The sequence below is a fragment of the Mycobacterium sp. genome, assembly GCF_032162105.1.
GTDB lineage: Bacteria > Actinomycetota > Actinomycetes > Mycobacteriales > Mycobacteriaceae > Mycobacterium.
In genome coordinates, this window is record NZ_JAVRPS010000564.1 from 1 (window position 1) to 13,729 (window position 13,729).

Below are 13,729 nucleotides of genomic sequence, written 5' to 3' on the forward strand. Positions count from 1 at the left end.
ATGTCGAAGATCGCGGTAGGCAGGTACAGCGAGCAGCACGACCCGATTGAAATCGCGGGACGTGCTGGGAATTGGCTAAGGGACTCCGCTCCGGCGCCTGTGCGCTGCCGGCCATCGCCGCGCGGTAGGTACGTTGCGATTACCAGGGATGCGGGAGTAGCGCTGGTGGTAATCAGATGGTGGCCGTGGCTGGAATCGCCTGTTAGACATGGATGATGACGATCACATTGGCTGGAATCTTGTTGGAAGGTAACTACTCTCGGTTTGCATGACGTTGCCAAAAGAAAAGTCCGCGACCATTGAAGTGGTGACCCAGGAGATCGTCGAACTCGTCCGGGCGGAAGAGGGACCTGTCGATCTCACGGCAGATTCGACCCTCCAGGCTGCGGGGCTGGATTCGCTCAAGGTCTTGTCGCTCCTGTTCAAGATCGAGCGGCGCTACGACATCGTCCTGGCAGAGGACGACGGGGACGATCTTCGAACGGTTGGCGATCTAGCGGCCTTAGTGGCCCGCCGCATTGCGGAGCGACCGTGAGGGGCGCTCCCGCAATCCACCCGAAGCACGAGACGCTGAATGAAATGCTCGAGGCAGCGGCTCAGACCCGTGTGAGCCTGTTCTTCGTGAACCGGAAGGAGGAAGACCAGGAAGTCCCGATGGCTCGCGTACGAGAGCGCGCGCTGTCGATCGCTGCGGATCTGACTGGTCGCGGAGTGCGAAAAGGTGATCGCGTCGCGCTCGTGCTGCCGACCTGTCCGGAGTTCGTGGAGTGCTTCTTCGGCGTGCTGTGCGCGGGCGCCATCCCGGTTCCGCTGTATCCGCCCGTCCGGCTCGGAAGACTCGACGAGTATCACCGGAAGACGGCGGCCATGCTGCAGGCGGTAAACGCGGCCTTGGTCGTTACCGACGAACGCATCGCCGGTTCCTTGGTGTCGCCGTTCGGATCTCAACTCCTCGACTCGGCTGTGTGACCGCGTCCAGTCTCGGCGGCACAAACTCGGGCGAGATAGCAGTCGACGGCGACGACATCGCGTTGATCCAATTCTCGTCTGGCACGACGCACGATCCCAAGCCTGTGGCCCTCACCCATGCGAATCTGCTGTCGAACCTCTCCGCAATTGACCGTTACATCACGGACGAGGGAACGCCGAACCCGGTCGGAGTCACGTGGCTGCCGCTCTACCACGACATGGGATTGATCGGGAATCTGCTTGAGTCGTTTTACCTTCCAGCTCCGCTCGTCCTCCTTCCGCCGGAGCTGTTCGTCGCGGTACCGGCTGCGTGGCTTCGCGCCATCTCACGACACCACGGCACGATCTCGGCGGCGCCAAACTTCGCTTTCGGCTTGTGCCTGAAGCGTATCCGCGACGAGGAGCTCGAGTGCGTCGACCTGTCGTCATGGAGCCTCTCGCTCAATGGAGCGGAGGCGATCAGCGCAGCGGTGCAGCGGCGATTCAATGAGCGTTTCGCGCGCTGGGGATTCCGGCCGTCGTCGCTCACACCCGTCTACGGGATGTCGGAGGCCTCACTGGCCGTGACGTTCAAGCCGGCAGGTAACTCGTTCAGCACCCTTGGGGTGGACGGTGACAAGTTGGCGGTGGAAGGCGTCGTCGAGCCGGGAACCAAAGAGCTGGTGAGCGTCGGCCGTCCGCTGGCGGGCGTGGAGGTCGAGATTCGCGATGACGACGGGGTGCCGTTGCGTCCTGGCTGCGTCGGTCACGTCTTCGTTCGTGGGCCCAGCGTCATGGTGGGCTACTTCGCCCGGACTGACCTGACGGAGCAGGTGCTCCACGACGGCTGGCTTCAGTCGGGCGACCTCGGGTTCACACACGACGGCGAGCTCTTCTTGTGCGGGCGGCACAAGGACATCGTGATCGTGCGCGGTGCCAACCACGCACCCGAAGAGTTCGAGGCAGCGTTGGACGGTCTGGCGGGCGTGCGTACCGGTTGCGCGGTCGCCGTTGGATTCGTTCCTGCGGGCGAGGATGACGAAGCGCTCGCAATGCTCGTAGAGACGAACTCCGGCGCCTCCCTGACGCTCGCGGACGAAGTGGCGGCGCGCGTCGAGGAGCGCACGCGCATACGGCCGGCGCATGTGGAGTTGGTGGCACCAGGCACGCTGCCCCGGACGTCCAGCGGAAAGCTCCGACGACGCGAGGCGCGCGCCCAATGGATGGCAGGCACACTCACCCCGCCAAGAAGGGTTTCGGCCGTGAGGCTATTCGCCGAGGCGGCCAACGGAGAACTCCTCCATGCGCGCGCGAAGTTCGCACGCCAGAAAGCGCCGAAGAAGCCGTCGGTCGGAAAGCGATAACGGGAGATAGCCATGATTCGAACAGACACCATTGACGCACCCTCCATACGGCACCTGCCTGCTAGCGCCTCTGTGCGCCTGCGGCCGACGCTGCTGGGCCTCTCGTCGGCGTATCCGCCGTATGAGATCACCCAGCAGGAGACCTGGGAGCGCTTGTTTCAACGCATGTCCGCATCAGTTCCGTTCGCGCAACGAATGATTGAGTCGACAGGAGTACAGAAGCGTCACATCATTTGGGATCCGGATACGCTGCCGGAAGTCTTTGCCATGCTCACGGGCGACCGGATGGCAGCGCATGGTGAGGCGGTCACAGATGTGGCCTCGCGTTCGGTCAAGCAGGCGATCGAGGGGTTCGACAAACGTCGTGTCGGCAGCTTCGTCATGGCCTGCTCGACCGGATACGTCAATCCCGGGCCCGATCTCCTACTTGCGAAAGCGCTCGGCCTGAGATCGGATCTGCGGCGCACCTTCATCGGCCACATGGGTTGCTATGCGGCGCTCAACGTCATCAAGGTCGCGATGGACAGCGTGGCGGCGAGACCTGAGGAGCTGGTGATCTGCAACTGCACCGAACTGAGTTCAGCCCACGTCCGCGATAGCCCGATGCCCGGCGAGGATCCGACGGAATCACTCATCACGCAGGCGCTCTTCGGCGACGCCAGCGTGTCGATGTTGATGGGATCGGCGCCCGATGGCGCCGGCATCCAGTTCCTGCACACGCACACCGAGCAGCTGTATGACCAGCACACGATGATGAGTTTGAACATCGGAAACCAGTCGTTCTGGATGACGCTGGCCGCCGGAGTGCCTGCGGTGCTCCAGGAGAACATCGAGGGCTTTCTCGTCAAGCTCCTTGAACCGCTGGGCCTGTCGGCTCACGACATCAGCCACTGGGGAATTCATCCCGGTGGTCCGAAGATCGTACGGATGCTGGGAAAACAGTTGGCGTTGAAGCCGGCGCAATTGCGGGCGAGCTGGGACGTCCTCGCGAACGCTGGGAACTGCGCCTCAGCCACGGTGCTACTGGTGCTCGAAAACATCCTGCGAGTTGACAAGCCCCGCCAGGGAGAGCACGGGGTGCTGTTGACGTTCGGGCCGGGGCTCACCATCGAGGGCGCTGTTCTTCGGTTCTGAAGCAGATCGATCCCCGGCCGCGGGTGACCTCGCCATGGCGAGGCTGTGGTGGCCGCCTGAATTCAGCGCGCACGGCACGTCGGCAGTCATCGTCCGACGTCCGGTGCCGCTAGCGGCGTCCGGCGTGGGGCGAGAGGGTTGAAGGTGTTGTAAACCGTTGCGTGCAGTCCCTTGAAATCCATTGGGATGCAATATGCGGGGGTGTTCTTCTGGAAGCGCCGTCCCTCCACGAGCGGTCCGGCGTCCACCGTGTCGTATCCGAGCTCGTCGAGTAGCTCGGCGACAACTTTCTTTGCAACATCGTCGTCACCGGCGATGGGGAGCGCCCTCCGCCCGGGCCAACCCGAGGGAAGTCCGTCGCTCTCGATATCGACCGCCGTGATCGCGTTAAACGCTTTGATGATTGTCGATTTCGGCAGATGTCGGCCAACCAGTTCGCTCGTCGTAATCTCGTCCCGGTCCAACTCATCGATATGGCCGTCACGCTCGGGATGGTAATTCGTGGCGTCGAGGACGATCCTTCCTTTCAGCTGGGCGACGGGAACTGTGTGGTAGGCCTTCAGCGGGATCGCGAGCAGCACAATGTCGCCGAACACTGCGGCCTCTGCGGGAGTACCGGCCTTGCAGCCGATGGGGTCGACGAAGCTGGACAACGTATCGGGGCCGCGCGCATTGGAGACCATCACGTCGTGGCCCTGCCGGGTTGCAACGGCAGCTACTGCACCTGCGAGAGAGCCGGCTCCGATAATTCCAATCTGCATGTCGATGCCCTTCGTCAATTGGCGAGCGGATCTCTGCTCGACGTCGCAACCACGGTCCGTGGCCGGTTAGTGTGCGCTAACCGGGGCGGTTGGCGACGACGATCTGGCGGCCCCAAAGCTGCTGCTTGTGAATCCGCAGCTGGATACTCGGGTCGGCGTAACGGGCCAGTGCGCGCATCGCCGAGGAGCTATAGGCCCGCAGCGAGACGAGACGGGCTTCGTGGGCAAATGGGTGGACGACGGTCAGCGGCAGGAACGCCGCCAGCGTTGCGAGGTGCGGAATCGACGGCGGCCGTGGCAGGTCGATGATGAGCAGCTTGTCCGCGACCCGGGTGCCCTCGGCGAAGACCCATGAGGCCAGCGACGGCGGTAAGTGGTGAAAGGACTGGGCGAAGACCACCAGATCGAAGTATCCGTCAGCGGCGCCGATTGCAGTGGCGTCCATGACGCGTACCGTCGCTCGGGGGTGGCGGCCCAGATCGCCGGCCGCGATGTGAGCCACCGAGGTGGGATCGATATCGGTGATGGTGACGTGCGCGCTGGGATGGATCTCAAGCAGCTTCCGTGACAGCCCGCCGTGGCCGGAGCCCAGTTCCAGAATCGTCGGATCGACGACATCGGCAACCTCATCGAGCGCCAGCCGGGCGAACTTCTCATGGTCCTTGAACAGGTTGCCAAGACGTTCCAGGGCACGCACGACCTGGCGCTTGACCCGATCGTCGACGTCGTCGCGGTCCAGGTATTCCAGGCGGTTGGTCTGTAGTCGACGGTCCAGCCAGGACGCATCAGGCCCGCCGCGCGGCATCCGATCAATGTCGATGGCAGCCGGGTCAGTGAGCATCTGAATTCTCCGATCTGACGGGCCGGGTCGCATCATGAACATCAAGATCACGGGACGTCTACTTGCCACCATCCCGGTTTAGCGGTGCCATGTCGGCACCACTGACGCCCATCAGCTCCCCCAGCTGGCTGGAATCACCGCTTACCTACTAGCTGCAAATGCCCAGCGTCCTGCCAGTGGAGCAGGAGGGCGGCCCAACGTACCGCCTGCCGAATAGTGCAGCTAGTTCTACGGTGAAATGTGAAGCGTTGCCACGAATTCGAGGAACAACCCCTCGTCACGAGGTGAGGCGACCGACGAAACAGAGATCAGGTCTAGGCCGATGCACGGTGCGGCTCCGTCTGAAGTGAAACCGTGAGCGTGCGGTTATGACGCAGAAGTCGTCACGGCAGCCCGACGGGATACCGGTCGAGGCTTCTGCAAGTGGCACTCCCCTTGAAGAAGTAGGGCAGGCGTCGATGCGCGCACGTTTGCTGGCAATATTATTGAGCCCGACTGCCCCGCCTGTCGGACTGGGGCTCGTGGTCGCCGTAGTGCTCATGGTGGCGGAGACCCTGCTGCTGTATCCGCTCAAGCAGATCGCCCCGGCGAACTCCCTGGGTGTGGTCTATCTGCTCGGCGTCGTGGTGGTAGCGATTGGTTGGGGGTTCTGGCTGGCGGTAGCGACGTCGGTCGTCAGCGCCCTGGCCTTCGGCTGGTTCCATATGGCGCCTGACTGGGGGTTCACCCCGAGCCAGGGCGGAGACGGGGTGGCACTTGCTGCCTTCCTCGTCGTTGCGCTGTTGGCCAGCACGCTGGCGGATGTGGCCCGATCGCGCGCCGCAGAGGCAGATCAGCGCCGCAAGGAGGCCGACCTCGCGGCCGAGTTGTCCCGGCTGATGTTGTACACGCGCGACCTGGGCTCCGCGCTGGATCAGGCCGCCAAACGGCTGGCTCAGGTGCTGGGGCTGGCATTTGCGGAGCTGAAGCTCGATGCGATTTCGCCCGACGAGCGCCATTTCGCGATCCCGTTGCGCGACGGTGCCACCACGCTGGGCACGCTGCTGGTGCCCGCCGGTCTGCCCAAGCCGATGCAGCAGCGTCTGCGCCAGCGGGTGGTGCCGCCCCTGGAACTGCTGCTTGGCGCGGCACGCGACCACGAAGAAATACACCACGCGCTGGAGGCCAGCCGAAAGGAGCTGGAGCGGTTCTTCGATCTGTCGTCCGACCTGCTTGGTATCGGGCGCCGGCCCGCGCATTGGAAGCGCGTGAATCAAGCCTTCGAGGGAACGTTCGGGCATCCGAGCGAGGAGCTGCTGTCGCGGTCGTTTCTCGACTTCGTCCATCCCGCCGATTTGAGTCCCGTGTGCGAGGTGCTCGACGAGCTAGAAACTGGCCAGGGGTTCACGCAGTTTGAGCACCGCATCATCAGCAGCGATGGCTCCGTGCGCTGGCTGGAGTGGAACGTCGTAGCCGATCACGGCCTGCTGTACGTGGCTGGTCGCGACGTGACCGAGCGCCGGGCCGCGCAGGACGAACTGCGCGTGCTCGCAGAGCAGCAGGCCGCGCTGCGACGGGTAGCGACACTGGTGGCCCGCGGGGTCGCGCCGTCTGAGGTCTTCTCTGCGGTGGCAACGGAGTTGGCCCGGTGCCTCGGGGTGCATTACTCAGCGCTGTGGCGCTACCAGTCCGACGGGACGGCCACGCTACTCGCGGCCCTCAACGAGGATCCCGGGTTGACGAAGATGCCTGTCGGTGCCCGGATTTCACTCGAGGGCGACAGCATCTCGGCGATGGTGTTGCGCACCGGCCGCGCCGCTCGAATCGACAGCTTCGAGAGTGCTCCCGGTTCTGCCGCTGCGCGTTTCCGCGAGCTGGGCCTGCGCGTGGCGGTGGGTGCGCCCATCGTGGTCGGCGGCCGGGTGTGGGGGGCGGCCGTCGTCGGCTCGTCACGACCCGAACCCCTGCCGTCTGACACCGAGGCGCGGGTGGGGGACTTTGCGGATTTGGTCGCGACCGCGATTGCCAACGCCCAGGCCCACGCCGAACTCACCGCGTCTCGGGCCCGGATCGTTGCGGCCGGCGACGATGCGCGGCGTCGTTTCGAACGCGATCTGCACGACGGCGCCCAGCAGCGGCTGGTATCGCTGGGGCTCGAGCTGCGTGCGGCGGAGGCTTCGGTGCCACTGGAACTGCAGCCGCTCAGGAAGCAGATTTCTGACATCGTCGATGGTCTGGTGGGCGTGTCGAAGGACGTGCAAGAAATCTCGCGGGGGATTCACCCGGCCGTCCTGTCCAAGGGTGGGCTCGGGCCGGCGCTCAAGGTGCTGGCCCGCCGCTCCGCCGTGCCGGTCGTGCTCGACCTCGCCGTCGACCGACGGCTGCCCGAGTCCGCCGAAGTGGCAACCTACTACGTCGTCGCCGAAGCACTCACCAACGTGGCCAAACACGCACGGGCGTCCGAGGTCGACGTGCGCATCGAAGCCGACAATGCAAGCCTGCACCTTTCGATTGAGGACGATGGAGTCGGGGGAGCCAACGCAAGCAGTGGTTCCGGACTCACCGGCCTGATGGACCGCGTCGAGGCACTCGGCGGCACGATGGAGATCTCTAGTCAACCCGGAAACGGGACAGCACTGCGCGTCAACATTCCCTTGTAAGCCGGATGACAGACGAGCTACGAGACCGGATCGGCGTTCTGGCCTTCAGTGTGTGCCAGACACTGTGTTGAGGTTTGGATCACAATGTCGGCCTTGATTATTGGGATTCGATCGAAGAACCGCCGTTTCGGCATCATTCGGCGATTCGACAGCCCAAGCCGGCGTTTCCGTTGGTCCAGGGCGCTTCCCGACGGCTCGCCTGACGGCAGCGGAGATCTCGCCTTCCTGCCTGCCTATATGTCGCCCAGACATGCTCAGGCACGAGGTATCCGACGCGGCCGTGTGCCGAAGATGCACTGGGCGAGGGAATTACCCGCGGCATTACTCCTCCGGGGTGCTACTTCCCGGAGTGGCGAGCCCAGCCTTGGTGGTCGAGACAATACAGTGGTGGGTCATCTTTCCCAGATGAGGAGATCTTGGACTCCGTTGTTGTACGCGACCCTGGCGGGTGCTTGGCCGGTGACGTCGAAGTAGATCTTGCCGCTGGATTTGCCGCCTTGGGCGATCGTGGCCCCGCTAATGCCGACAGGTGTGAAGGCTTGCCAGAGGACTTGGTAGTTTTGGCCGTTGTCGGCGCGGGCGTTGAGGGCGGGGATGAGAGGGGTCACGCTGCCCCGGACGGCTTTGACGGTGGCCGTTGCCTGCCAGAGTTTGCCGGCCAGCGGGTAGTCGGGGACGGTGTCGCGACTGGGTTCGAGGTCGCTGACGGTCCAAGCGGTGACGACGGCACCATCGGCGTCGTAAAGCCGTTCATACGCACCGAATTTGCCGACGGTGGAATGGGCGGATGCGGTTGGTGCGCTGCCGATGCCGATGGCTGCTGTTGCCACGACTGCTCCTGCCGACAGTACGGTCTTGGTGATCTTCACGGTTCGCTCCTCACGTTTGAGCGATGGCTTCCTTGAAACACACGGTAGGACTATCTCCCGGTATCGCCAGGACGGTCGTCGGTCCGCCTCGATGCCCGGCGGCATGACGCTGGGCATTTGCAGTCAGCGGGTAGGCAGAGACTCCAGCTGGCGGGGAGCGTTGATGGCCGTCTGCCGTAGCGACATGGGCCCGCCGCAGCGCCACTGTGGCAAGTGCATCGTCGCACCGCGGCGGCGAGGAGTCACCACGCCACGGACCGCAGTATCCATAGCTGGTTCAAAGATGTAGTCGTCAAGGATGATTGGCCTGAATGGCAGACAACCAGTCTCCGAGCGTTCGGCTCGAGCGGCATCACGGTCGGCCGTTCGGGCGACGTACGCTGCTGCGTGGTGCAGGTGTTGTCGGTGCCTCTCTCGCCGCTCCGACGCTGGCCGGATGTGGCTACCACGACGACGCGTTGACGTTCTTCTTCCAAGCCAATCCGGAAGAGGCAGACGTGCGAATGCGGGTCGTCGACGAGTTTCAGCGCAGACACCCCGGCATCAAGGTGCGCACGGTGCGGTCCGGGGGCGACCCGATGCAGCAGATCTTCACCTATTGCGCGGGCGGGAAATGCCCGGATGTGTTGATGGTCTGGGAGCTGACTTACGCCGGACTGGCTGATCGGGGTGTGCTGCTCGATCTGAACACGATCCTGGCTCAGGACCCGACCTACGCCGCGGCGCTGAAATCCGACAGCGTCCCGGCGCTGTACGACACGTTCGAGTTCAAGGGGGGCCAATACGCGTTTCCCGAACAATGGTCGGGGAACTTTCTCTATTTCAACAAGACGCTGTTCGACGATGCGAACGTGACACCACCCGGCCGTTGGGAGGATGCCTGGAGTTTCGCCGAGTTCCTCGATTCCGCCAAGGCGCTCACCAAGCGTGACTCGTCCAGCAAGGTCACGCAGTGGGGATTCGTCGACACATGGGTGCCCTATTACTCTGCGGGTCTGTTCGGAATGAACAATGGCGCCAGCTGGTCGAGTCCATGGAACAACCCGGGGCGCATGAATTTCGATGACGACGCGTTCATCGAGGGTGTCCAGTTCTACGCGGACCTGGCCAACAAGTACCAGGTGGCGCCGAAGGTGCCTGATCAGCAATCGATGTCCGCGACGGACCTCTTTGCGCGGGGCCGGGCCGCGATGGCCATGGGCGGGCACTGGCGATACAGCACACTCTCCGAGACCAGCGGCCTGGATTTCGACGTCACCGTATTGCCTGTCGGCCCGAAGGGACACGGCGCGTGGTCGGACGTCGGAACGACGGGGCTCGCCATCTCCGCCCGCAGCCCCCGCAAGGACGCGGCATGCGAGTTCGTGAAGTTCGTGACCGGTCCCGTCGGGCAGGCCGTGGTCGCCGAATCCGGCCTATTCGTACCTGCATTGAAGTCCGCAATGAACTCGGCGGGATTCGCCAAAGCTCACACCCGGGTGCGCAACCTCGATGTCCTCACGGGCGGACCGGCCCGCTCGAGGCACTTGCCGGTCACTCCGGCGTGGGAAAGGGTCGATGGCCTCATGGATCGCAACTTCGGCCCCGTGCTGCGGGGTGTCCAATCGGCGACCTCGTTCAAGACCGACCTCGCTGCCGACGTCGACAAGCTGTTGCGCAACCAATGACTGTCCGCGAGAAGGCTCCAGCGCCGACCGAGCCCCCGCGGACGGTGAATCGTTCGGTCCTGGCGAGGCGACAAGCCACGGCGGGGCGAATCTTCATCGCGCCGAACATGCTCGCGGTGGCCGTGTTCATGGTGTTCCCACTGGGATTCTCGCTGTACATGGCCTTTCAGAAGTGGGACCTGTTCACTCCGGCGAAGTTCGTTGGGTGGGCGAACTTTCATCGGCTCTTCACCGGGGACCCGCTCTTCGCCATCGCGTTGCGCAACACCGTGGTTCTCACCGTCGGGACGACGGTGCCGACAGTTGTCATCAGCCTCATCGTTGCTGCCGCGTTGAACCGGAAAATCAAGGGGATCAGCCTGTTTCGGACCATTCTGTTCCTGCCGCTGGCTGTCTCATCCGTGGTCATGGCCGTGGTTTGGCGGTTCATCTTCGACACCAACAACGGCCTGTTCAACATCATGCTCGGCTGGATCGGGATCGGACCGGTGCCCTGGTTGGTCGACCCGAAGTGGGCGATGGTCTCACTGTGCCTGGTCAGCATCTGGAAAAGCGTCCCGTTCGCCACCGTCATCCTGCTCGCCGCCATGCAAGGCGTGCCCGAGGACCTCGACGAAGCGGCGAAGATAGACGGCGCCGGCGGAACACGACGATTCTTCTCCATCACCGTGCCGTTGATCCGAAGCGCGCTGTCGTTCGTCGTCGTCATCTCGATCATCAACTCGTTCCAGGCATTCGACCAAGTCTACGTCCTCACCGGCGCTCACGGCGGCCCGGAAACCAGCACATACGTCCTCGGAATCATGTTGATCCAGAACGCATTTGCCTTCACCGACGTCGGATACGCGTCTGCGCTCGCCTGGGTGATGTTCGCGATCCTGCTGGTGATCACAGTGCTGCAGCTGCGTTTCTCGCGCAGGAATGCGTTGGAGCAATGATGTCGAGTCTGACCGACCGGGTGATCAAACTCGGCGTCCTTCGCGCCATCGCCCTGTACACCGCGCTCATCGTCATGGCATGGTGCGCCATCTTTCCGATCCTGTGGGCACTGTCGGGCTCGCTGAAGAGGCAGCCCGAGGTCACCGCGCCGGTACTGTTTCCACGGCATCCGCAGTGGTCGAACTATGGCGACGTGTTCGCGCTGATGCCGTTCTGGCGGATGTTTCTCAACACCGTGTTCTACGCCGGATGCGTTACTGGTGGACAGGTGTTCTTCTGCTCACTGGCCGGATATGCGTTCGCCCGCTTGAGATTCAAGGGCCGTGACGTGTTATTCGTCGCCTATCTGGGCACCCTGCTGGTGCCGGTGACGGTCACCGTCATCCCACAGTTCATTCTCATGCGGATCTTCGGCTGGACGGACACACCGTGGTCGATGATCGTGCCCGGACTGTTCGGCAGCGCCTTCGGCACGTATCTGATGCGGCAGTTCTTCCGCACCCTCCCCAAGGATCTCGAGGAGGCCGCCATACTCGACGGCTGCTCGCCGTGGCAAGTGTATTGGCGGGTGCTGCTGCCGCACACCAGGCCGGCAGTCATGGTGCTCGCAGTGCTCACTTGGATGAATGTGTGGAATGACTTCCTGTGGCCATTGCTGATGATCCAGCGCAACAGCATCGCCCCGCTCACCCTGGGCCTGGTGCATCTACAGGGGGAGTACGCCTCCAAGTGGCCGGTGCTGATGGCCGCGTCCATGCTGATCCTGCTGCCGCTGGTGATCATTTACGCCGTCGCTCAACGAGCCTTCATCCGCGGCATCGCCCTGTCGGGCTTTGGCGGCCGGTAAGCGTGACGGCGCAATGATTCGAGAGAGGCAGAACCCTTCATGGCATCAGTAGCATTCGAGAAGGCGAGCAGGCGATACCCGGGCGCGGATCGGCCCGCGCTCGACCGGCTCGACCTGACCGTCGGCGATGGCGAATTTCTGGTCCTGGTAGGGCCTTCCGGCTGTGGGAAGTCCACGTCGCTGCGCATGCTGGCAGGCCTCGAGGCAGTCGACGATGGCATTATTCGGATCGGCTCACGCGATGTCACCGACGTCGATCCCAAGGATCGCGATGTCGCCATGGTGTTCCAGAACTTCGCGCTGTACCCGCACATGACGGTGGCACAGAACATGGGCTTCGCGCTGAAGGTCGCCAAGATCCCCAAGGCCGACATCCGCGAGCGCGTCCTCCACGCCGCCCGGCTGCTCCACCTCGAGCCCTACCTCGACCGCAGACCCAAGGACCTTTCCGGCGGAGAGCGTCAGCGCGTGGCAATGGGCCGGGCCATCGTCCGCCGCCCTCAGGTGTTCCTAATGGATGAGCCCTTGTCCAACCTCGACGCGAAACTGCGGGTACAGACCCGCATTCAAATCGCTACGCTGCAGCGCCAACTCGCCACCACCACCGTCTACGTCACCCACGACCAAGTCGAAGCCATGACCATGGGCGACCGCGTCGCCGTACTGCGCGACGGCGTCCTACAACAATGCGCTGCCCCGCGCGAGCTCTACCGCGACCCGGTCAATATCTTCGTCGGCGGGTTCATGGGCTCGCCCGCGATGAATCTCGTCACCCTGCCGATTCTCAACGGAGCGGTCTCATTTGGCGATTGGATCATCCCTGTCCCGCGCGAGGTCGCGGACACCGCCGCCGAAGTGGTCGTCGGCATTCGGCCCGAGCACTTCGACGTCGACAGTCTCGGCGTCGAAATCGAAGTCGACGTCGTGGAAGACCTCGGCTCCGACGCCTACATCTACGGCCGCGTGGTTGCCACCCCCGACAATACGACAGCCGGCAAACCCATCATCGCCCGCGTCGATTGGCGCAGCCCACCCGAACGCGGCACCCGCACCCACCTCCGCCCGAGCCCCGGCCACATCTATTTCTTCGCCAATGACCCGACCGGCAGCCGCCTGAGATAACAGACGATCGGTTCCAATCGCAGCAGCGCCGCCGGCTGCTGACAGGTATGCACGGATTCCAACTGGTCGGGCGGCCTGGGTGGGTGGCAGCGGTAGCGCAACGAGCGCGTGATTGGTTGAGTCGACGTTCCCACCCGACCTGCTGGTGTGGATCCAGGGTGGGATGGTCCAGCGCAACGCCGGGCAGCGCAGCTACGGGACAGGTAATAGTCAAAGGATGGATGGTCTGTTGTGAACAATGAAGTGAGTGCCGGCGAGTGGACCTTGGATGCCACGGCGACGGCGATCGGTTTCCAGGCGAAGGCGGCCTTCGGCATGAAGGTCAATGGCCGGTTCAACCAGTACGACAGTGCGATCACGGTGGGTCCCTCGGTAGCCGAATCCGCGATCTCAGTCATCATATTGACCGAGAGCGTGGATACCGGCATCAAGATGCGCGACGCGCATCTCAAGGCAGACAACGTGTTTGCGACGGTGCGGTTTCCAACCCTGGAGTTCCGCAGCACGGCCATCGTTGAAGCGCCAACCGGACTCACCGTGACCGGCACCCTGCGCATCCGCGACATCACCCAATCGGTCACCTTCGACGCGACACGGT

13 protein-coding genes and 1 pseudogene are annotated in these 13,729 nt (G+C 63.6%); 11 read left to right on the forward strand and 3 right to left on the reverse strand.

Annotated elements, in window-relative coordinates; genetic code table 11:
• Positions 1-268: 268 nt before the first annotated feature.
• From QOC69_RS28805 to QOC69_RS28820, 4 genes are read left to right on the forward strand one after another with little or no spacing between them, the layout of a single operon-like run.
• Entirely contained in the window at positions 269-535 is a 267-nt protein-coding gene (locus QOC69_RS28805; RefSeq protein ID WP_526445936.1) for an acyl carrier protein, read from the forward strand.
• Complete coding sequence (locus tag QOC69_RS28810; RefSeq protein WP_526445937.1) at positions 532-969, forward strand: AMP-binding protein; 438 nt, start codon at positions 532-534, stop codon at positions 967-969. The genes QOC69_RS28805 and QOC69_RS28810 overlap by 4 nt, the downstream gene beginning before the upstream one ends.
• The gene (locus QOC69_RS28815; protein ID WP_526445938.1) at positions 966-2,312 is read left to right on the forward strand and encodes an AMP-binding protein; all 1,347 of its coding nucleotides are present in this window, start codon (positions 966-968) and stop codon (positions 2,310-2,312) included. Before QOC69_RS28810 ends, QOC69_RS28815 begins: the two co-directional genes overlap by 4 nt.
• 12 nt (positions 2,313-2,324) lie before the next feature.
• Positions 2,325-3,446: a type III polyketide synthase gene (locus QOC69_RS28820; RefSeq protein ID WP_526445939.1), complete on the forward strand. Its 1,122-nt coding sequence runs from the start codon at positions 2,325-2,327 to the stop codon at positions 3,444-3,446.
• 86 nt (positions 3,447-3,532) lie between these two features.
• Here QOC69_RS28820 and QOC69_RS28825 read toward each other — a convergent pair whose 3' ends face one another.
• Both QOC69_RS28825 and QOC69_RS28830 read right to left on the reverse strand, forming a co-directional pair.
• A complete protein-coding gene (locus tag QOC69_RS28825) occupies positions 3,533-4,225 on the reverse strand; it encodes an NADPH-dependent F420 reductase (protein WP_526445940.1) in 693 nt (230 codons plus the stop codon).
• Positions 4,226-4,283: 58 nt separating this feature from the next.
• Positions 4,284-5,048 carry a class I SAM-dependent methyltransferase gene (locus QOC69_RS28830; RefSeq protein ID WP_526445941.1) on the reverse strand — a complete coding sequence of 255 codons (765 nt, stop codon included), beginning with the start codon at positions 5,046-5,048 and terminating at the stop codon, positions 4,284-4,286.
• A gap of 458 nt (positions 5,049-5,506) precedes the next feature.
• Here QOC69_RS28830 and QOC69_RS28835 point away from each other — a divergent pair.
• Positions 5,507-5,875: pseudogene (locus QOC69_RS28835) on the forward strand (DUF4118 domain-containing protein); the annotation flags it as partial.
• Between the two features lie 243 nt (positions 5,876-6,118).
• A complete protein-coding gene (locus QOC69_RS28840; RefSeq protein ID WP_526445947.1) occupies positions 6,119-7,687 on the forward strand; it encodes a sensor histidine kinase in 1,569 nt (522 codons plus the stop codon).
• Between the two features lie 392 nt (positions 7,688-8,079).
• Here the strand turns inward: QOC69_RS28840 and QOC69_RS28845 are convergent, their stop codons facing one another.
• The gene (locus QOC69_RS28845) at positions 8,080-8,556 is read right to left on the reverse strand and encodes a DUF1942 domain-containing protein (protein ID WP_526445942.1); all 477 of its coding nucleotides are present in this window, start codon (positions 8,554-8,556) and stop codon (positions 8,080-8,082) included.
• Positions 8,557-8,867: 311 nt separating this feature from the next.
• Here QOC69_RS28845 and QOC69_RS28850 point away from each other — a divergent pair, with 311 nt between their 5' ends.
• The 5 genes from QOC69_RS28850 to QOC69_RS28870 form a co-directional block, all read left to right on the forward strand.
• On the forward strand, positions 8,868-10,223 hold the full coding sequence (locus tag QOC69_RS28850) for an ABC transporter substrate-binding protein (protein ID WP_526445943.1): 1,356 nt from the start codon (positions 8,868-8,870) through the stop codon (positions 10,221-10,223).
• Positions 10,224-10,330: 107 nt separating this feature from the next.
• Positions 10,331-11,161, forward strand: a complete 831-nt coding sequence (locus tag QOC69_RS28855) for a carbohydrate ABC transporter permease (RefSeq protein WP_526445948.1) — start codon at positions 10,331-10,333, stop codon at positions 11,159-11,161.
• Positions 11,161-12,009 (forward strand): carbohydrate ABC transporter permease, encoded by an 849-nt coding sequence (locus tag QOC69_RS28860; RefSeq protein WP_526445944.1) that lies wholly within the window; start codon positions 11,161-11,163, stop codon positions 12,007-12,009. The genes QOC69_RS28855 and QOC69_RS28860 overlap by 1 nt, the downstream gene beginning before the upstream one ends.
• A gap of 39 nt (positions 12,010-12,048) precedes the next feature.
• Positions 12,049-13,131 (forward strand): ABC transporter ATP-binding protein, encoded by a 1,083-nt coding sequence (locus QOC69_RS28865; protein ID WP_526445945.1) that lies wholly within the window; start codon positions 12,049-12,051, stop codon positions 13,129-13,131.
• 231 nt (positions 13,132-13,362) lie between these two features.
• Positions 13,363-13,729 (forward strand): YceI family protein (locus tag QOC69_RS28870; protein ID WP_526445946.1); only part of this gene is annotated, 367 nt, incomplete at its 3' end.